Here is an 18,656-nt window from a genome sequence, read left to right as displayed (position 1 = left end):
CGCTTGACGACCATAGCGAGTTGGTCCCACTCCTTCCCATCCCGAACAGGACAGTGAAACGACTTTGCGCCGATGATAGTGGACGGACGTCTGTGAAAGTAGGTCATCGTCAAGCTTTTATTCCGCAGAACCCCACAGGTAACCCCTGTGGGGTTTTGTCTTTGTGGCGACCGAATGTATTGCGCTCGGGATCTCTCGCGCGATACCACCAGCCGCAGTCCCAATGAAAAACCCCTCGCAGGAATATCCTGCGAGGGGTTTTGTTTTTGCGGCGCTCAGGTAAAAGCTTTTGAGCCAAAGCGGTAAAGCCGCTCAAGAGCGGCTAAGGCAATTGGCGCCGCAAAGCGGCGAAGAACAGTTCGGATTGCAGGCGTTCGCCTTGGACCTGTGCGGCCACCTTGGCCGCCAGGTCAGGGTTGACCGGCAGCAGCGGGCGTCCCGTTGATTGCGCAAGCACCTGGGCGGTACAGGCGCGCTCCAGGAAGAACAGATCGTCATAGGCATAGTCCAGTCTTTCCCCGCAGACTACGACGCCATGGTTGCCGAGGAAGACCACGTCTGCGCCCTGCATCGCATGGGCGATGCGTTCGCCTTCGCTGACGTCCAGCGCCAGGCCGTTGTAGTGTTGGTCGATTGCCAGGCGGCCGTGAAAGCGCATGGCATTCTGGGACAGCGTGGTGTCGAGCGCGCGATCCGAGGTAAGGGTCAAGGCCGTGGCGTAGGGCATGTGCGTGTGCAGCACACAGGCCTTGCCGGCGATGCGGTGGATGGCGGCATGGATGAACATGGCCGTGGGCTCGACTGCATGCCGGCCGGCGAGCTTGTTGCCTTGGGCATCGATCAGCACGATGTCGTCCGCTTGCACCTCATGCCACATCAATCCGCGGGGATTGAGGAGGAAATGCTCCGAGTCGCCGGGCAGGGCCACGCTGAAGTGATTGCAGACGCCTTCGCCCAGACCATGCGCGGCCGCGGCCCGTAATGCGAGCGCAAGGTCGGCGCGCAGTGCCGCGACAGGTTCTGCGTGAAATAGCGCTTCGGCGTGGCGAGGATCCTGGTTCATGTCTGCCTTTTCTGATGTCTGGGTTTGTTAGGCCTGGTGCGGAACTGCCGGACCAGGATCAGTACAGGTCGCCATCCACATAGAACCACTGGCCGTCTTCGCGCACGAAGCGGCTGAGTTCGTGCAGGCGGTGGGCGCGGCCGGCCTGGCGGCTGCGGGCGACGAATTCCACCGTGGCGTGCTCGGGGTCTTGGCTGCGTGTCTGCTTGATCGCCAGACCCAGCCATTTCAGGTCGGGCGGATTGGGCTCGAGCGCGCTGGGACGGGTGCTGGGGTGCCAGGTCGCCAACAGATAGGGCAGCTTGTCCAGCACGAAGGCGCTGTAGCGCGAGCGCATCAGCGCCTCGGCGGTGGGCGCTTGCATGGCTTGCGGGCCTTCGTGCCAGCGCCCGCAGCATTCGGAATAGGGCTTGGGACCGCCGCAGGGACAGGCCGTGGAAGGGAGCTTGGATTGCTTGGTCACGGTGCGAAATGCCGACAGGGTTCAGGCCAGCAGATCGCTGTACTCAGGGTGGCGGCGAATGTAGGCGTCGGCGTAGGAGCACAAGGGCCGCACTTTCCAATCCCGGGCGCGGGCGTCGTCCAGCGCATATTTGGTCAGCGCAGCGGCGATGCCGCGTCCGCCCACCTGGCTGGGCACGCCGGTGTGCGTGATTGCCATGGTGGTGCCTTGCAACTGGTAGTCGAGCACGCACAGGACGCCATCGACGGTGGCGGTGTAGCGGGAAAGGGCGCTGTCATGTGTTACGGAAATCATATGGAGCAATCCTGCTATGGCAGAGGGCAGGCGCAGTGGCCTGCCGGTATTGTGAGGGATATGGCGCATTCCGGCCCGCTGCGGGCCGCCGCCGTTTCAGCGCTGCAGTGCTTTCAGCAGTGCGGTGAGTTGCGCATCGCGCTCCTGGACCAGGTCGGCGATGCTGCGCTCGCCTGCTTCGGCGTTGACGCCCGCGATGAGGCGCTGTTGCAGTTCGGGGGTGACTTCCGGCGCGCCGAGATCGTCCCACCAGGTCTGGACCGGGCCCAGCAAGTGGTCCATGAAATTGGCCAGCCCGCCCGCGCCGCCGCCCAGGTTGAAGGTCATGTGCGGGCCGAACAGCGCCCAGCGCAGGCCCGGGCCTTGCGACACGGCGGCGTCGATGTCGGCCACGCTGGCGACGTTTTCGGCCGCCAGGTGTATGGCTTCGCGCCATAGCGCAGCCTGCAGCCGGTTGGCGATGTGGCCGGGGACTTCCTTGTTCAAGCGGATGGGGTACTTGCCCAGGCTGCGGTAGAAGGCGATGCAACGATCGATGGTGTCGGCCGAGGTTTGTTCGCCGCCGACCACTTCGACCAGCGGAATCAGGTGCGGCGGATTGAACGGATGTCCGATGACAAAGCGCGAGGCATGGCGGCACTGCGATTGCAGGCGGCTCATGATGAGGCCGGAGGAGCTGGACGCGACGATGACCTGCGGCGGCAGCACGGCGTCCATGCGCGCAAAGAGGGCAGTCTTGAAGTCTTCGCGCTCGGGCGCGTTTTCCTGCACGAAGTCCGCGCCGGCCAGCGCGGCCTCCAGGTCAGGCTCGAAGCGCAGCGCATCAGCGGAGGCGCCGGGCAGCACGTGTCCAAGTTCCGCCAGCACGGGCCATGCTGCCTGTACGCGGGCGCGCGTCAGCGTTTCGGCGTCGGCGGCGGGATCGCTGACGACGACCTCAAGGCCGCGGGCGAGGAACAACGCAGCCCAACTGGCGCCTATGGTGCCGGCGCCGACGATGGCGACGCGGCGGATGGCGGGCGGGTTGGACGTGGCAGGGCTGGACATGCGGGTCTCCTGTGAGCACGGATAGGAGCATTGTGAAGCAAACGCCGGCCCGTTGCCACGCGCATGCCGCGCGGGCAAGATAGCGGCTCCCTTTGACCTCCAGAATCCAGGAGTCCTGCATGAACGCGACGCCAGCCTCCCGATCCGCCGTGCCGTATTTTTGCCAGTGGGAGTCGGCGCATCGGGCCAGCGAAATCATCCAGGGCACGCTGGCCCTGGCCGATGACCCGGCCTGGCGCGGCTCGGGCGCGCGCGACGTGGATGAGTACGCGCGCTGGGCCAGCCACGTCTGCGGCATGGCCTGCCTGAAGATGGTGCTGGCGGCCCGCGACGGGCGCCAGTATCCGACGTTGGAGGTGGCGCGGGGCAGCTTGGCTTACGGCGCCTATACGGTGGAAGGCGAACAGATCAAGGGCATGATCTACGCGCCGTTCGTGCGCTACGTGGACGAGGCATTCGGCCTGGCGGCGCGCGTGCATGTCGATCTGCGCGCGGACGAACTGCCTGGATTGATGTCCCAAGCCGCCTATTTCATGGCGTCGGTGCATCCCTGGATACGCTGGCCCGAGCGGCAACCGCCCAGGAAGGGCGGGCACCTGGTGCTGGTGACTCGCGCAACGCCGGACTCGGTGACCTTCCACAATCCTTCGGGGGAGCCCGGCACGCAGGCCGATGTCGAATTGCCGCTGGCCGTCTTCGACGAATTTTTCGCGGGGCGTGGCGTGGCGATACTCCCCGCCGCGAACGTTTGAGCGCTGCGGCCTTCATGGCCTGTGAAGGCCGCAGCCTTGCCCGCGTTCAGGCATTGCGCGCGCGTTGCAGGTAGCGCCATGCAAGCACGGCAGCGAGCAGATAGCCTGAGGTGATGACGATGTAGGCCGCGGGCAGGCTGGCGCTCCATTGCGGCAGCAAATGCAGGATGGTGCCCATCAGCGCGACGCCTACCAGCGCGCCGGATTGGCGGTTGGCATTCAGGGCGGCGGCGGCGCTGTTGGCGTGGCTCTTGCCCGAGACCTGCATGACCACGCTGGTCATGGCGGGAACGGCGACGCCCACGCCCAGATTGGCCACTGCGACGATGACGGCGAACGGCCAGTAGGCCATGTCCGGCGAGAACATGACGATTCCCGCGGCGCTCATGGCAGCGGCCAACGATACCCCGCCCAGCAGCGCCGCTGGCACGTTCCAGCGCGCCGATACCCGGCTGGACAACAGATTGCCCAAGGAGAACACGGCCAGCATGGGCACCAGCTGCAGGCCGGTCTCCAATGCGTCCGCGCCGCGTGCATGCTGCAGGAACAGGCTGAGCAGGAATAGCTGGCCGTAGGCTGCCAGATTGATCAGAAAGCCGACGCCGTTGGCTGCCGCGAATTGCGCGGTGGCGAACAGGGCGCGCGGGATGATGGGGTCGGCATGGCGGCGCTCGCGCCGCACCAGCAGCAGGGCGGCGGCCGCGCAGAGGACCACCGTGCCCAGTATGAGGTTGGAGGACCAGCCGTAGGCGTTGCCCTGGATCAGCACGAAGCACAGCGAGGACAAGGCGATCACGCCCAGCAGGTGGCTCAGCGGATTGAGGGCGCGCGGGCGGCGCGCAACCGCCTGGATGCGGCGTCGCGCCAGCCACAATCCGGCCAATCCCAGCGGGATATTGATGAGGAAGATCCCGCGCCAGCCAAATTGGTGGATCAGCACGCCGCCCAGGAGCGGGCCGGCAGCGCCTGCCACCGCCACGATCGCGGACCAGGCGGCCAGCATGCGGTTGCGCACCTGATCGTCGTCGTAGGCATGGGTCAGCAGGCTGAGGGAACTCGGCATGAACAGGGCCGCGCCCAGCCCCTGCAGCATGCGGGCCAGGATCAGCATGTCCGCGTTGGGCGCCAGGCCGCAGAGCAGGGACGCCAGGGTAAAGACGCCCAAACCGGCCAGGTAGATCGTCTTGGCGCCATACCGGTCGGCCAGCGCTCCTGCCACCAACAGCAGCGCCGCGAAAGTGAGGGTGTAGCCGTCCACGATCCAGACCAGATCCGTCAGGGGAACGGTGAACTGCACTGCGATGCTGGGCAGGGCGACGTTGACGACGGTGACGTCCAGCATCGCCATGACGAAGCCGATGGCCAGCGTGACTAGCGGCAGCAGGCCGGCCGCGGCGGGTTTGGCGGCCAGCGAGGGCGCGGTGAGGTTGGGGCAGGCGGAACTCATGGCTGATGGTGTGGCGAGGCTGTCGAGGACTGAAGCTTAGACCTCTGCTTTGATGCAAAAAAGCCGAATAATTGCTTTATAGTGATGCAAAAATGCATCCTTAGGGCGAACGCGATGGACTGGGACAACGCCAGGATCTTCCTGGCCATCTACCGGGTGGGAACCCTGCGGGGCGCCGCCGCGCTGCTGCAGATCGACCAGGCAACCGCCGGGCGCAGGCTGGCGGCGCTGGAGTCCTCGCTGGACGCGCGGCTGTTCCTGCGCACGCCGGGTGGATACGTGCCCACGGCGGCCGGCGAACTGGCGTTCGCGGCCGCGGAGCGCATGGAGCAGGCGGCGGACCAATTGCAGCGCCAGATGCAGGGGCTGGATCATCGCCTGTCCGGCGTGGTGCGCGTGGCGACCTCGGAAACCGTGGCCAGCTACTACATCATGGAAGCGGTGCGGCGCGTGCATGCCCAGCACCCCGACATCCGCGTGGTGCTGTCCACGGCCATCCAGATCAGCAACCTGACGCGCCGCGAGGCTGACCTGGCGATACGGAACATCAAGCCGGACAACCCCGATTTGATACACCGGCACCTGACGCGCAAGGAGGTCGGGCTGTACGCTTCGCGCGCCTACCTGGCTGCGCATGGCGAGCCGCGGCCGGGCACTGCGTTCGCGGGGCACACGCTGGTGACGTACCAGCAAGCGGTGCTGCCGGGCTGGTCCGACACGTTTTGCGGCGAGCCCACGGGCAACGGCCGCATCGGCGTGGAGCTGAACTCCGGCCTGATGATCCTCGAGGCGGTCGCGGCCGGGCTGGGCATCGGCGAGGTGCCCACGCACATGGCGCCGGGGTATCCCGAGCTGGTACGTATCTGGCCGACGCGCAGCGAACCCTACGATTTGTGGTTGGTGATGCACGGCGACCTGAACCGCACGGCGCGCGTGCGCGCCGTGGCCGACGCGATAGTCGAGGTCTTCGAGGAGGACGAGTAGCGTTCCGGGCCGGCGGCGGCTTGTGGGCAGGCGCGGCAGGCGCTAAGGTTTGCCTGATCTTCCATGCAACCATGATTCAGGAGTCGCGCGTGTCCGATCTTTGGCGTTTGTCCGCAGTTGAGCTTGCCGCCCGCATCCGCAAGCGCGAGGTGTCCGCCCGCGAGGCCGCGCAAAGCGCGCTGGACCGGCTGGATGCCGTCAATCCCGCGATCAATGCCGTGGTGGACCACCGCCCGGACGATGTGCTGGCCCAAGCGGCGCAAGTGGATGCGATGCTTGCGCGCGGCGAAGACCCGGGGCCCTTGGCCGGCGTGCCCGTTACCGTGAAAATCAACGTGGACCAGGCGGGTTACGCCACGACCAATGGCGTGAACCTGCAGAAGGATGTGATCGCGGCGGAGAACAGCCCGGTCGTGGACAATCTGTTGCGCGCGGGCGCCGTGATCCTGGGCCGCACCAACACGCCCGCGTTTTCCTTGCGCTGGTTCACCGGCAATGCGCTGCATGGCGATACCTTGAACCCGCGCAATCCGGCGCTGACGCCCGGCGGCTCGTCGGGCGGCGCGGCTGCCGCGGTGGCGGCTGGCATCGGCCATCTGGCGCATGGCACGGATATCGCCGGCTCCATCCGCTATCCAGCCTATGCCTGCGGCGTGCATGGCCTGCGGCCGTCGCTGGGGCGCGTGGCGGCGTACAACGCGGCGCTGCCGGAACGCTCGATCGGGGGACAGTTGACCGCGGTGTCCGGCCCGCTGGGGCGCAGCATCGCAGATCTAAGACTGGGCCTGGCCGCGCTGGCGGCGCGGGATGTGCGCGATCCTTGGTGGGTGCCCGCTCCCCTGGTCGGGGCCGAGACGCCGCGCCGGGCCGCGCTGTGCCTGAATCCCGACGGCATGGACACCCAGCCCGCCGTGGTCAAGGCCTTGCAGGAAGCCGCCCGCCGGCTCAGCGAGGCAGGCTGGACGGTGGATACGCTGGATGCCGTGCCGCCGATGCAGGAGGCGGCGGACCTGCAGATCCGCATGTGGCTGGCCGATGGCTACGACGCCATGGTGGCAGCCGCGGAAAAAGAAGGCGATCGCGGAGCTCTGGTAGCGCTGGCTGGCCAGCGCGACAAGGCGGCGGGGGCCGACCTTGCGAGTTTTTCCGCCACGCTGACGCGGCGGGCTACGCTGACGCGCCTGTGGGAGTTGTTCTTCGCCGAGTATCCCGTGCTGTTGCTGCCCGTGTCGGCCGAGCTGCCGTTCCCTGACAAGCTCGATCTGCAAGGCGATGCGGCCTACGCGCGCATCTGGCGCGCGCAGATGACGCAGATCGGCGTGCCGTTCATGGGTTTGCCAGGCCTGTCGGTGGCGATGGGCAGCGCGATGAGCGAGGCAGGCGCGAGCCCGGTGGGCGTGCAGGTGCTGGCGGGACGCTACCGCGAGGACCTGTGTCTGGATGTGGGGGAAATCATCGAGGCGGGCGCAGCGCCCATCGAGATCGCGCAGCCCGCGGCCCGCTAGTCCGCAAGAGCGGACCAGGCGGGCAGGGGACGGAAGTTCGGTGTGCGGCCGGGCTAGGGCTTGCTGAAGTGCAGGCGCAGGATGCCGAGGTCGCCGTAGGCGAGTTCGAGATCGCGGTTGGCGGGCACGTCCAGGAAGCCGGCATAGGAGCCGGTGATGACGTGCTGGCCGGCGCGTAGTCCCAGACCTTGTTCGCGCAGGAAATTGGCCAGCCAGTAGAGCCCGGCCTTGGGACGATCGTTCGGGTGGATGCCCGCGTGCTGCTCGGTTTCAACCCCGTCCACGGACAGCGTGATGCTCAAGGCGCCGGGGGCATCGTGCGGGGATGCGATGCGCGGACCCAGTACCAGCCCCTGGTTGAACATATGGTCGGCCAGGAGTTCCGGCAGGCTGGCATGTTCCGGAGCCGCATAACGGCAGCCCAGTACTTCCAAGGCCAGGCGCGCGCCGCCGATGGCCGCGTCCACTTCGGACTCGGTGTAGGGCTCGGGGCGCGCGGGCAGATCCCGGGCAATTTCGAACGCGATCTCGGGTTCGATGCGCACGGTCTGGGTCCGGGCCGCAACAGGGCCGGCTTCGGTGTACGCGATGGTCGAGGCATAGATCGGCGCGACCACGCTTTTCTCGGGCGTGGGCAAGGCGCTCTTCCAGGCGCCGATGTCGTCCTGATGCTTCTCGAGCAGCAGCTGCGCGGTGCGTTGCTGCACGGCGAAGGCCTGGTTCAGCGATTGGGGACGGCAGTCGGCGGGCAGGCGCGGGCCGGCGATGCCGGACTCGCGCGCGGCGACCAGATAGCGGGCCGCTTCGAGGCTGCCGGGATAGTCTTCGATTCTGATCTGCATGGGTTCAAGCTCCCAGGAACAGCATGATCCAGAGCACGATCATGGCGATCAGGCCGAGCCAGCACGAACCCCAGAAGCCGACGATCGGCCATTTCAGCGATAGCGGCGTCTTCTTCGGATCGACGTGGGAGAGCAGGTCGTTGGCGTTGCCGATCAGCCAGAAGCGCGTGCCGGGAAACATCAGGCGGAAAAAGTAATCCAGCATGATGGATGCCTGGATCGCAAGCGGATACTGATTGAATTGACGGTGCTGCAGGTACGGGTGCTTCAATTTGGCGTTGATCTGCTTGCTCTTGAAGAAGAGCACGACACCGCTGAGCGTGCATGTGATGAAGCACAGCAGGAAGAGGCTGAAGGCCATGGCCATCGCGGGTGAGTACATGGGGATCTCAGGAAGACGCGGCGCGCCGCGTTCGGATGAAAAGAATGCCTGCGGAAAACTGCTGGCCGTATTGTAGAAGGCTTGCCGCGGCCCCGTGTTCAGGGCCGCGTCAGTCTGCGTGCAGTCGGAGGCTCGGGATCAGCCGCGCACCTGGCCTTCGCCGCTGAGCACCCACTTCAGCGTGGTCAGGCCTTCCAGGCCGACCGGGCCGCGCGCGTGCAGGCGGTTCGTCGAGATGCCGATCTCGGCGCCCAGGCCGTATTCGAAACCGTCCGCAAAGCAGGTCGGCAGGTTGACGTACACCGAGCTGGAGTCGACCTCGCGCTGGAAGCGCTGTGCGGCGGACAGGTCCTCGGTGACGATGGCGTCGGTATGGCCCGAGCCCCAGCGCGCGATGTGCTCGATGGCGTCGTCCAGCGTGTCGACGATGCGCACCGCCAGGATGGGACCCAGGTACTCCGTGGCCCAGTCTTCTTCCGTGGCCGGTTTGGCGTGGGGCAGCAAGGCCAGCGTGCGGGGGCAGCCGCGCAATTCGACGCCGTGCTCGGTGAGGGCCGCGGCCAGGCTGGGCAGGATGGAAACGGCGGCGACCGCGTCGACCAGCAGCGTTTCCATGGCGCCGCAGATGCCGTAGCGGTAGGTCTTGGCATTGAAGGCGATGGCGTGCGCCTTGTCCGGATCGGCCGCCGCGTCGATATAGACGTGGCAGTTGCCGTCCAGGTGCTTGATGAGCGGCACGCGCGCCTCTTGCGACAGGCGGGCGATCAGCCCCTTGCCGCCGCGCGGCACGATGACGTCGATGTGCTCGGTCATGGTGATGAGCTTGCCGACGGCGGCGCGGTCGGCCGTGGCGACGACCTGCACCGCGTCCTGCGGCAGCCCTGCGGCGGCCAGGCCGGTCTGCACGATGCGGCCCAGCGCGATGTTGGAATGCAGGGCTTCGCTACCGCCGCGCAGGATGGCGGCGTTGCCGGACTTCAGGCACAGCGCGGCCGCGTCGATGGTCACGTTGGGGCGGGATTCGTAGATGATGCCGATCACGCCCAGCGGCACGCGCATCTGCGCCACGCGCATGCCGTTGGGGCGTACGCTGGTGGCGGTGATGCTGCCGATGGGATCAGGCAGGGCGGCGATCTGGCGCAGGCCCTCGGCCATGTGCGCCAGTGTCTTGTCCGACAGGGTCAGGCGGTCCAGCAGCGCCGGCTCCAGGCCGTTGCTGCGCGCTGCGGCCAGGTCTTTTTCATTGGCGGCCTTGAGTTCGTCGTGGCTGGCGGCCAGGGCGTCGGCCATGGCGAGCAGCGCCTGGTTCTTGGCGGCGCCGGTGGCGCGCATCATGGCGCGCGAGGCGCGGCGGGCGTTTTCGCCCAGGGTGAGCATGGCTTGTTCGATGGAGGACGTGGACATGGCAGCGTCGATCATGAGGATGGGGCGGCGCGGACGCCACCTGGAGATTCAGTGTATATCCGGCCGCGAGGCCGGGCGAATGCCAGCGCATGGGCTGGCGCGGGAGGCGAAGGCGGCGGCTATGCCGCCTTCACGGTCGTCCGCCAGCGGCGGCGACACGCAGCGCGAGCCGCGTCATTTCTTCCCAGGGATCGGACAGGCGTCCTGGCACCGACAGGCCCTTGATCAGGCGATCGACCTCATGGGCATGCTGCACGGCGGCCGGCCACACGTTCGGCTGCACCCGGTTCAGCGCCTGCAACGCCAGCCGCTCGTGCGCGCCGAAAATGCGCAGGCGGCGCATCAGGCCGTTGATGTCCTGGCCCAGGGCGCGCGCTTCGGCGATGCGGGCCAGCAGGCGGATTTCCTCGCCGACCGCCCATAGCACCAGCGGCAGCGCTTCGCCTTCGGCGCGCAGGCCGTCGATCATGCGGATGGTGCGGCCGGTGTCGCCGGCGAGCATGGCGTCGCGCAGGCCGAAGACGTCATAGCGCGCCACGTTCAGCACCGCGCGCTCCACGTCCTCCGCGGCCAGCTGGCCTTCGGGGTAGAGCAGGCCCAGCTTCTGGATTTCCTGGTGGGCGGCCAGCAGATTGCCTTCCACCTTGTCGGCCATCCATTGCAGGGTGGCGCCGTCGGCGCGCTGGTTCTGGCGCGCCAGCCGCATGCCGACCCAGGCGGGCAGGCGGCCCCGTTCGATGTTGGCGATGTCGACCATCATGCCGCCGCGGCTCAAGGCCTGCACCCAGCGGCTTTCGCGGGTGGCCTTGTCCAGGCGCGGCAGGGCGATCAGCACGAGCGTGTCCGGATCCGCCTGCTTCTCGGCCTGTTCGGCCAGCTTGGCCAGGGTGTCGGCGCCGGACTTGCCAGGCTTGCCCGTCGGGATCTTGATTTCGAGGATGCGGCGGTCGCCGAACAGCGACACGCTTTGCGTGGCGGCGGTGACCGAGCTCCAGTCGCTGCGCGCGTCCATGACCATGGACAGGCGGTCGGTGTAGCCCGCGTTACGGGCCGCGGCGCGCAGCGCGTCCACGGCCTCGGTCACGAGCAGGGGTTCGTCGCCGGACACCGTGTAGAGCGGCGCCAGGCGGTTGCCTGGCCGCTGCAGGTGCTCGGCCAGGCGATCCGCGTCCAGGGGCTGTGCCATTTAACGCAGGATGGCCGGATCGGTGGTGGACGGCGTCTGCCACGGCGCGGGCGTGCGCTTTTGTTCCGGCGTGGTCGGGTCGTACAGCGGGGTCTCGCCGTCTTCCGCGCGCTCTTCGGCATTCTCGAATGCATGGCGCACTTCCGGCGCGGTCATGCGGCGCAGCAGGCGGGACACCAGGTCGCGCTGCATGGCCCGGTACAACGTTTCGATCTGGCCTTGCTTGGCTTGCACCACCTGGTCGTCATAGGGCATTTCGCGGTAGATCGACAGCGTGGTGTCCGGGATCAGGGCGCGGCCCTTGGCATCGATGAGGCGGAACGTGTAGTTGATGCCGAGTTCGTATTCCTCGACACGGCCCTGGGCGTTCAGCGACACCTCTCGCAGGGTGCGAGTGTCGGCGACCTGCTGCAGGATGGCTTGCGCCTCCTTGGGGGTCGACACGAGCTTGGTGTTCGGCGAGGCCGCGCGCAGCGCGCGGCGCACGTCGGCGCCGAACTGCGTGGTGTCGGAAATGCCGACATACAGCGTATCGAACGGCATCGGCGTGACGCCACGCAAGGCGAAGCCGCAAGCGGAGAGCAGCATGAACAGCGCCAGGCAGGCGCCGCGCAGCAGCCAGGACTGGCGGGGGGAGTGCGTTTGTTGCCCGGCGAAGTGCATGCTTGACCTCATCAGCCTACGACGTTGACCAGTTTGCCCGGAACCACGATGACGCGCTTGGGCGGACGGCCTTCCAGGAAGCGGGCGACCTCTTCCTGGGATGCCGCGAGCTTTTCGATGTCTTCCTTGGCGGCCTTGGCGGCCACGCGGATGGAGCCGCGCAGCTTGCCGTTGACCTGGAGCATCAGCTCGATCTCGTCGGCGACCAGCGCCGCCTCGTCCACGTGCGGCCAAGGCGCGTCGAGCAGGTCGCCCAGCTCGTGGGCGTAGCCCAGGTCGCGCCACAGGTGCCAGGTGATGTGCGGCACCACGGGATACAGCACGCGCAGCAGCACGCCCAGCGTTTCGGCGTAGGCGGCGTCCGCGGCTGCGCCTTCGGGCAGCTTGGCGTCGTCGATGGCGTTGAGCATCTTCATGCATGCCGACACGACGGTGTTGTACTGGATGCGCTGGTAGTCGTAGTCGGCTTGCTTGAGCAGGCCGTAGACCTCGCGGCGCAGATCCTTGACCGGGGCCGGCGCCTGCGCCCAGTCGGCGCCATGGGCCAGGCCGCGCGCGATGGCCTCGCGCTGGCCGTAGCTGATGGACCAGAGGCGGCGCAGGAAGCGGTTGGAGCCTTCGACGCCAGAGTCCGACCATTCGAGGGTCTGTTCCGGCGGGCTGGCGAACATGACGAACAGGCGGGCCGTGTCCGCGCCCAGCGTGTCGATCAGCGATTGCGGGTCGACGCCGTTGTTCTTGGACTTGGACATCGTGCCCACGCCGCCGTAGGTGATGGCGGAGCCGTCCGACTTCAGCTTGGCGCCGACGATGGCGCCGCGGTCGTCGTAGACGTTTTCGACGTCTTCTGGCCAGAAGTATTCGATGCCGCCCTGCGGCGTCTTGCGCGAGTAGATATGGTTCAGCACCATGCCCTGGCACAGCAGCTTGGTGAAGGGCTCGTCGAAGTTGAGCAAGCCCATGTCGCGCATGACCTTGGTCCAGAAGCGGGCGTACAGCAGGTGGAGCACCGCGTGTTCGATGCCGCCGATGTACTGGTCCATCGGCATCCAGTAGTCGTTGCGCGCGTCGACCATGGCGTTATCGTTGCCCGGCGAGGTGTAGCGCATGAAATACCAGGACGAGTCCACGAAGGTGTCCATCGTGTCCGTTTCACGGCGCGCCGGCTTGCCGCACTTGGGGCAGGAGCAGGACAGGAACGCCTCGTTCTTGGCCAGCGGATTGCCGCTGCCGTCCGGGATGAGGTCGTCGGGCAGGACCACCGGCAGGTCTTTTTCCGGAACCGGGACCGGGCCGCAATCCGCGCAGTGGATGATGGGGATAGGGGTGCCCCAATAGCGCTGGCGCGAGATGCCCCAGTCGCGCAGGCGCCAGGTGGTCTGCTTTTCGCCCAGGCCTTGCGCGCCCAGGTCGACGGCGATGGCGTCGACCGCTTCCTTGTGGGAGAGGCCGTCGTACTTGCCCGAATTGATGGTGCGTCCGGCTTGCTTGTCGCCGTACCACTCCTGCCAGGCATTGGTGGAGTATTCCTTGCCGGCCACGTCCACGACCTGCACGATGGGCAGGTCATATTTCTTGGCGAAGGCGAAATCACGCTCGTCATGCGCCGGCACGCCCATCACGGCGCCATCGCCGTAGGTCATGAGCACGTAGTTGCCGACCCAGACCTGAACTTCGGCGCCCGTGACCGGGTGCGTGACGTACAGGCCCGTGGGCATGCCTTCCTTTTCGCGCGTGGCCATTTCGGCCTCGGTCGTGCCGCCCAGCTTGCATTGTTCGATGAAGGCGGCCAGTTGCGGATTGGAGAGCGCGGCCTGCGTGGCCAGGGGGTGTTCCGGCGCCACGGCGCAGAAGGTCACGCCCATGATGGTGTCGGCGCGGGTGGTGAAGACGTACAGCTTGCCGTCCTGGATCAGCTGGCCGTCCTGGCCCGCAATCTTGTGCGGGAAAGCGAAGCGCAGGCCCTCGGACTTGCCGATCCAGTTTTCCTGCATCAGGCGTACGCGCTCGGGCCAGCCGGGCAGGTCGTTCTGGACGGCGCCCAGCAGTTCGTCGGCGTAATCGGTGATGCGCAGGTAGTAGCCGGGGATCTCGCGCTTTTCGACCAGCGCGCCCGAGCGCCAGCCGCGGCCGTCGATGACCTGTTCATTGGCCAGCACGGTCTGGTCCACCGGGTCCCAGTTGACGACCTGGGTCTTGCGGTAGGCGACGCCCTTTTCCAGCATCTTGAGGAACAGCCACTGGTTCCACTTGTAGTACTGGGGATCGCAGGCGCACATTTCGCGCGACCAGTCGATCGCCAGGCCCATCGCCTTCATCTGCTTCTTCATGTAGGCGATGTTGTCGTACGTCCACTTCGCCGGCGGCACCTTGGACTTGATGGCGGCGTTTTCCGCCGGCATGCCGAAGGCGTCCCAGCCCATGGGCATCAGAACGTTGTAGCCGCGCATGCGCAACTGACGGGCCATCATGTCGTTGATGGTGTAGTTGCGCACGTGGCCCATGTGCAGCTTGCCGCTGGGGTAGGGCAGCATGGAGCAGGCGTAGAACTTCGGCTTTTCGGAGCCGTCGGCGTTCTTGGCGTGTTCGTGGACCAGGTAGACGTCGCGCGCCTGCCAGTCTTGGTGGGCGGCTGCTTCGACGGTATTGGGGAGGTAACGTTCCTGCATGGGCTCGTGCACGATGGCAAAAAAAGGGTGAGCCGCCTCGCCGCGCGGGCGCGGAGGCGGCCAAAACCCCTGATTATAGGAGGTGCTAGGCGCGGGCAGGGGACGGAGCCGTTTCGGGGATGCGCGCGCTGGGCGCCAGGGCGCCATAAGCCAGCGTAATCACCCCGAGGACGGCGCCCGCCGTGACCACGCCGGGCCAGCCAAAATGGGCGTACAGCCAGGACGATACCAGCGAACCGGATGCGCCGCCGATGAAGTAGCTGGTCATGTAGCCGGCCGTCAGCCGGCTGCGCGCTTCGGGGCGCAGGCGGTAGAGGGCGCTGCTGTTGGTGACGTGCACGCCCTGGATCGCGAGATCCTGCGCCAGGATGCCCACCAGCAGGGCCAGCACCGACACCTGGCCGAAGGCGATCAGTCCCCAGGAGCCCAGCAGCAACAGCAGTCCGACGCGGGTGGCGAGGTTGCCCAGGCCGCGATCGGCAAGGCGGCCGAAGCGGTTGGCGGCGTAGGCCCCTGCGGCGCCCGCCAGGCCGAACAGGCCGATGGTGGTGTTGCTGTATTGATAGGGCGGGCTGGCCAGCAGGAAGGTCAGCGGCGTCCACAGCATGCTGAAGGCCGCGAACAGCAGGCCGCCCAGCAGCGAGCGGGCGCGGAACAGCGGTTCCTCGACGAACATGCGTAGGATGGAGCCCAGCAGGCGCGGGTAGCTCAGCCCGGCCGGACTCTGGTGGCGCGGCAGCAGGCGCCACAGGGCCGCGGACATGATCAGCATCAGGATGGCCGCCACCCAGTACACGGTGCGCCAACTGCCCACGTCGGCGAGCGCGCCGGCGACGGTGCGGGCCAGCAGGATGCCCAGCAGCAGTCCGCTCATGACGGTGCCCACGGCCTTGCCCCGCTCATGCGGCGCGGCCAGCGTCGCGGCGAAAGGCACCAGGATCTGGGCCACCACGGACAGCATGCCCGTCAGCGCCGTGCCCAGGATCAGCACGCCGATATTGGGGGCGAAGGCGGAAATCAGCAGACCGCCCGAGGACAGCAGGTTCATCAGCACGATCAGGCTGCGGCGCTCGAACATGTCGCCCAGGGGCACGAGCAGCATCAGGCCCACCGCATAGCTCAGCTGCGCGGTGGTGACGATGCTGCCCGCCGTGGCGCTGGACAGCGAGAATTGCTCGCTGATCGTATGCAACAGCGGCTGCGCGTAATAGTTGCTGGCGACGGCGAGGCCGGTCGCGACCGACATCAGCAGGAGGATGGGTGCGGTCAGGACCGGCGTCTGGGAGGACTGGGTAGCGGAAGTCATGGATCGGGATCGGGGATGATGGCTGCGGAAGAAGGCTCGGCTCAGGCGCCGATGCCGCCAGGCGTTTCCTGGTCCTGCTTGATCAGCAGCTTCCTGAGGAGGCCGGCCAGTTGCTTGCGCTCGGCTGCGGACAGCGGTTCAAGCAGTTCATTGAGGTCCTTCAGGTAGTCCTTCAGCACCAGCTTGATGGTGCGCAAGCCTTCGGCCGTGAGCGACACGATGACGCCGCGCCGGTCTTCCGGATTGGGGCTGCGCGTGAGCAGGCCGGCCTGCTCCAGGCGGTCGAGCCGGTTGGTCATGGCGCCGGAGGTCAACAGCAGGGCCTCCACCAGCTTCTGCGGATTCAGCGCGTAGGGCGAGCCGCTGCGGTACAGCGTGGCCAGCACGTCGAATTCGCCCTGGTGCAGGTCGTAGTTGCGGAAGCTGCGGTTCACGTTGCGCGCGGCCAGCGCGTTCAGACGGAACACACGGGTGACGACGGACATGGCGGCGAAGTCCTGGGCGGGACATTCGGCGGTCCATTGGGAGATCACCAGATCGACGAGGTCATTCATGGGCGCATGGGGTTTATTTTTACGTGAAGTATCTTAACATGAAGATAAATTGGAAAAAGCCGACCTATGCGTCGTGCAGGCCGGCCGCGGCAAAAAAGAAGGGCCCGCCTCTTGCGAGGCGGGCCCTTCCGGCTTGACCGGAACTACGCGCGAATTACTGCGCGGCGTCCTTCAGCTTCTTGAGCGGGCGAACCTTCACCTTGACCGAAGCCGGCTTGGCGGGGAACCAGCGCTCTTCACCGGTGAACGGATCCTTGCCGAAGCGCTTGGCCTTGGCCGGAACCTTCTGCACGGCAACCTTGAACAGGCCGGGCAGCGTGAATTCGCCAGCGCCCTTCTTGTCCACGGAGCCCAGCACCGAGGTTTCCAGGCTGGCCAGGACGGCCTTGACCGACTTGGCTTCAACGCCCGATTGCTCAACGATGTAGGCGATCAGCTGGGTCTTGTTCAGGGCCGCCTTGATGGCCTTGGGGGCAGCAGCGACCTTCTTGGCGGCGACGACCTTCTTGACGGCCGGCTTTGCAGCGGGCTTCACAGCGGGTTTGGCAGCAGTTGCCTTCTTTGCGGGCGCCTTGGCGGCGGGCTTGGTGACTTTCTTGGCAGGAGCTTTTGCTTTCGTGGCCATGGTCAAAATCCGTATGTTGGGGTCATGGAGCAGCGCGCGCCGGGTATCGGCGTTTGACGCTACGCGGCCGATGATAGCGGAAGAGTGGCGATTAATGCGGTTTTCTAGCGGGTTTTTGGCCCTTGTTTGTTGTTTTCGACACAGAAAGTGCTTTGTAGAAGGGCTCCAGCAAGATGTCGTGACATTCATCGCGCATCTTTTCAGATACCTGCGGCACTGAACCAACTGCGCCGGGCGTGTTCCAATTGCGTGCCCTGCGCGAGACCCGCGCGGGAAAAACCAAGCATGGAAGCGAAGCAGTCATATGTTGATGAAGAAGTTGGCGGCGAGCCTGATCGTCGCGGCCGCGTGCATGTCGGGCGCCGTGGCGCAGACGGTGCCCGCGCCGGCCCTGTCGGCCAAGGCCTGGCTCTTGCTGGACGAGACCAGCGGACAGGTGATCGCGTCGCATGCGGCGACGACCCGGATCGAGCCCGCATCCCTGACCAAGATCATGACGGCCTACGTCGTGTTCGAGGCGCTCAGCAAGAAAGAGCTGTCCGCGGCGCAAATGGTCACGGTGTCGACCCGCGCCTGGAAGGTGCCGGCGGGCAGCTCGAAGATGTTCCTGGAGCCGGGCTCGAAGGTGTCGGTGGACGATCTGCTGCGCGGCCTGATGATCCAGTCGGGCAACGACGCGGCCATCGCGCTGGCCGAAGCCGTGTCGGGCAGCGTCGAGGCCTTCGTGGCGCGGATGAACGACACCGCCGCCAGGCTCGGCCTGCACGCCACGCATTTCGCCAGCCCGCACGGCTTGCCCGATCCGGGGACCTACTCCACCGCCAGCGACCTGTCCATGCTGGCCACGCGTTTCATTCGCGATTATCCGCAGCTCTACAGGACCTACGATTCGGCCAAGCAGTTCACCTACAACAAGATCACGCAGCCGAACCGCAACCGCCTGCTGTGGCTGGATCCCAGCGTGGACGGGCTGAAGACCGGGCATACCGAATCGGCCGGCTATTGCATCGTCGCCACCGCGCAGCGTCCTAATGGCGCTGACCAGCGCCGCCTGATCACGGTGGTGGTGGGCACGGCGTCGGACAAGCTGCGCACGCAGGAAAGCCGCGAGTTGCTGGAGTGGGGCTTTCAGGGGTTCAATACCATCAAGCTGTACGCGCGCGGCCAGGCAGTCGCCACGCCCGAGGTATGGAAGGGCGAGCAGGACAGCCTGAAGGCCGGATTCGCGCGCGATGCCTACGTGACGGTGCCTGCGGGCGCCAAGGTCGAACCGGTCTGGACACCGCAGGATCCGCTGATTGCGCCGATCGCGGCCCAGTCCGCAGTGGGCGAGGTGCGTGTGCTGGTGGACGGCAAGCCCGCCATGCAGTTTCCGGTGGTGGCACTGGAACCGGTGGCCGAGGCCGGATTCGCGGGACGCGCGTGGGATTCCATCCGCTTGTGGTGGCGTGGCCACGCCGGATAACGGAG

General features: G+C 66.6%; 18 protein-coding genes and 1 rRNA gene. 5 read left to right on the top strand and 14 right to left on the bottom strand.

Going from position 1 to position 18,656, the window contains the following annotated elements; all coding sequences use genetic code 11:
• Positions 1-2: 2 nt before the first annotated feature.
• Positions 3-115: ribosomal RNA gene (rrf, locus tag IB258_RS28615) — 5S ribosomal RNA — on the top strand.
• A gap of 207 nt (positions 116-322) precedes the next feature.
• On the opposite strand, the gene IB258_RS28610 is transcribed toward rrf, so the two are convergent.
• The 4 genes from IB258_RS28610 to IB258_RS28595 form a co-directional block, all read right to left on the bottom strand.
• Positions 323-1,063: an aldolase gene (locus tag IB258_RS28610; RefSeq protein ID WP_054451191.1), complete on the bottom strand. Its 741-nt coding sequence runs from the start codon at positions 1,061-1,063 to the stop codon at positions 323-325.
• Between the two features lie 58 nt (positions 1,064-1,121).
• The gene (locus IB258_RS28605; RefSeq protein ID WP_054451192.1) at positions 1,122-1,526 is read right to left on the bottom strand and encodes a YchJ family protein; all 405 of its coding nucleotides are present in this window, start codon (positions 1,524-1,526) and stop codon (positions 1,122-1,124) included.
• Positions 1,527-1,547: 21 nt separating this feature from the next.
• On the bottom strand, positions 1,548-1,820 hold the full coding sequence (locus IB258_RS28600; protein ID WP_192353524.1) for a GNAT family N-acetyltransferase: 273 nt from the start codon (positions 1,818-1,820) through the stop codon (positions 1,548-1,550).
• A 96-nt stretch (positions 1,821-1,916) separates the two neighbouring features.
• Positions 1,917-2,867, bottom strand: a complete 951-nt coding sequence (locus IB258_RS28595) for a 3-hydroxyacyl-CoA dehydrogenase NAD-binding domain-containing protein (RefSeq protein WP_054451194.1) — start codon at positions 2,865-2,867, stop codon at positions 1,917-1,919.
• A gap of 119 nt (positions 2,868-2,986) precedes the next feature.
• On the opposite strand from IB258_RS28595, the gene IB258_RS28590 reads away from it, so the two are divergent.
• Entirely contained in the window at positions 2,987-3,619 is a 633-nt protein-coding gene (locus IB258_RS28590) for a hypothetical protein (protein ID WP_192353523.1), read from the top strand.
• A gap of 46 nt (positions 3,620-3,665) precedes the next feature.
• Here the strand turns inward: IB258_RS28590 and IB258_RS28585 are convergent, their stop codons facing one another.
• Entirely contained in the window at positions 3,666-5,066 is a 1,401-nt protein-coding gene (locus IB258_RS28585; protein ID WP_119451013.1) for an MFS transporter, read from the bottom strand.
• A gap of 114 nt (positions 5,067-5,180) precedes the next feature.
• On the opposite strand from IB258_RS28585, the gene IB258_RS28580 reads away from it, so the two are divergent.
• Positions 5,181-6,050 (top strand): LysR family transcriptional regulator, encoded by an 870-nt coding sequence (locus tag IB258_RS28580; RefSeq protein ID WP_175161783.1) that lies wholly within the window; start codon positions 5,181-5,183, stop codon positions 6,048-6,050.
• Positions 6,051-6,139: 89 nt separating this feature from the next.
• Positions 6,140-7,555 carry an amidase family protein gene (locus IB258_RS28575; protein ID WP_175182087.1) on the top strand — a complete coding sequence of 472 codons (1,416 nt, stop codon included), beginning with the start codon at positions 6,140-6,142 and terminating at the stop codon, positions 7,553-7,555.
• Positions 7,556-7,608: 53 nt separating this feature from the next.
• Here the strand turns inward: IB258_RS28575 and IB258_RS28570 are convergent, their stop codons facing one another.
• The 9 genes from IB258_RS28570 to IB258_RS28530 all read right to left on the bottom strand — a co-directional run bounded on the left by IB258_RS28570 (position 7,609) and on the right by IB258_RS28530 (position 17,186).
• Positions 7,609-8,397: a 2-keto-4-pentenoate hydratase gene (locus tag IB258_RS28570; protein ID WP_192353522.1), complete on the bottom strand. Its 789-nt coding sequence runs from the start codon at positions 8,395-8,397 to the stop codon at positions 7,609-7,611.
• A gap of 4 nt (positions 8,398-8,401) precedes the next feature.
• On the bottom strand, positions 8,402-8,779 hold the full coding sequence (locus IB258_RS28565; RefSeq protein ID WP_175161796.1) for a hypothetical protein: 378 nt from the start codon (positions 8,777-8,779) through the stop codon (positions 8,402-8,404).
• A gap of 138 nt (positions 8,780-8,917) precedes the next feature.
• The gene (locus IB258_RS28560; protein WP_059371744.1) at positions 8,918-10,198 is read right to left on the bottom strand and encodes a glutamate-5-semialdehyde dehydrogenase; all 1,281 of its coding nucleotides are present in this window, start codon (positions 10,196-10,198) and stop codon (positions 8,918-8,920) included.
• 115 nt (positions 10,199-10,313) lie between these two features.
• Entirely contained in the window at positions 10,314-11,369 is a 1,056-nt protein-coding gene (gene holA / locus IB258_RS28555; protein ID WP_192353521.1) for a DNA polymerase III subunit delta, read from the bottom strand.
• A complete protein-coding gene (gene lptE / locus IB258_RS28550) occupies positions 11,370-12,032 on the bottom strand; it encodes an LPS assembly lipoprotein LptE (protein ID WP_054451202.1) in 663 nt (220 codons plus the stop codon).
• Positions 12,033-12,043: 11 nt separating this feature from the next.
• Entirely contained in the window at positions 12,044-14,701 is a 2,658-nt protein-coding gene (gene leuS / locus IB258_RS28545; protein ID WP_054451203.1) for a leucine--tRNA ligase, read from the bottom strand.
• 85 nt (positions 14,702-14,786) lie between these two features.
• Complete coding sequence (locus tag IB258_RS28540) at positions 14,787-16,007, bottom strand: MFS transporter (RefSeq protein WP_192353520.1); 1,221 nt, start codon at positions 16,005-16,007, stop codon at positions 14,787-14,789.
• Positions 16,008-16,048: 41 nt separating this feature from the next.
• Entirely contained in the window at positions 16,049-16,561 is a 513-nt protein-coding gene (locus IB258_RS28535; protein WP_054451205.1) for a MarR family winged helix-turn-helix transcriptional regulator, read from the bottom strand.
• 154 nt (positions 16,562-16,715) lie between these two features.
• On the bottom strand, positions 16,716-17,186 hold the full coding sequence (locus IB258_RS28530) for an HU family DNA-binding protein (protein ID WP_054451206.1): 471 nt from the start codon (positions 17,184-17,186) through the stop codon (positions 16,716-16,718).
• Positions 17,187-17,490: 304 nt separating this feature from the next.
• On the opposite strand from IB258_RS28530, the gene IB258_RS28525 reads away from it, so the two are divergent.
• Positions 17,491-18,651, top strand: coding sequence for a D-alanyl-D-alanine carboxypeptidase family protein (locus tag IB258_RS28525; RefSeq protein ID WP_082400716.1), 1,161 nt, complete (start codon positions 17,491-17,493; stop codon positions 18,649-18,651).
• The last annotated feature ends 5 nt before the right edge of the window (positions 18,652-18,656 follow it).

It is taken from the genome of Achromobacter sp. ACM02, assembly GCF_014851605.1.
In the GTDB taxonomy this organism is placed as follows: Bacteria; Pseudomonadota; Gammaproteobacteria; order Burkholderiales; family Burkholderiaceae_B; genus Achromobacter; species Achromobacter aegrifaciens.
The sequence above is the reverse complement of the archived record's forward strand: the minus strand, read 5'-3'. Positions and strand labels throughout refer to the sequence as shown.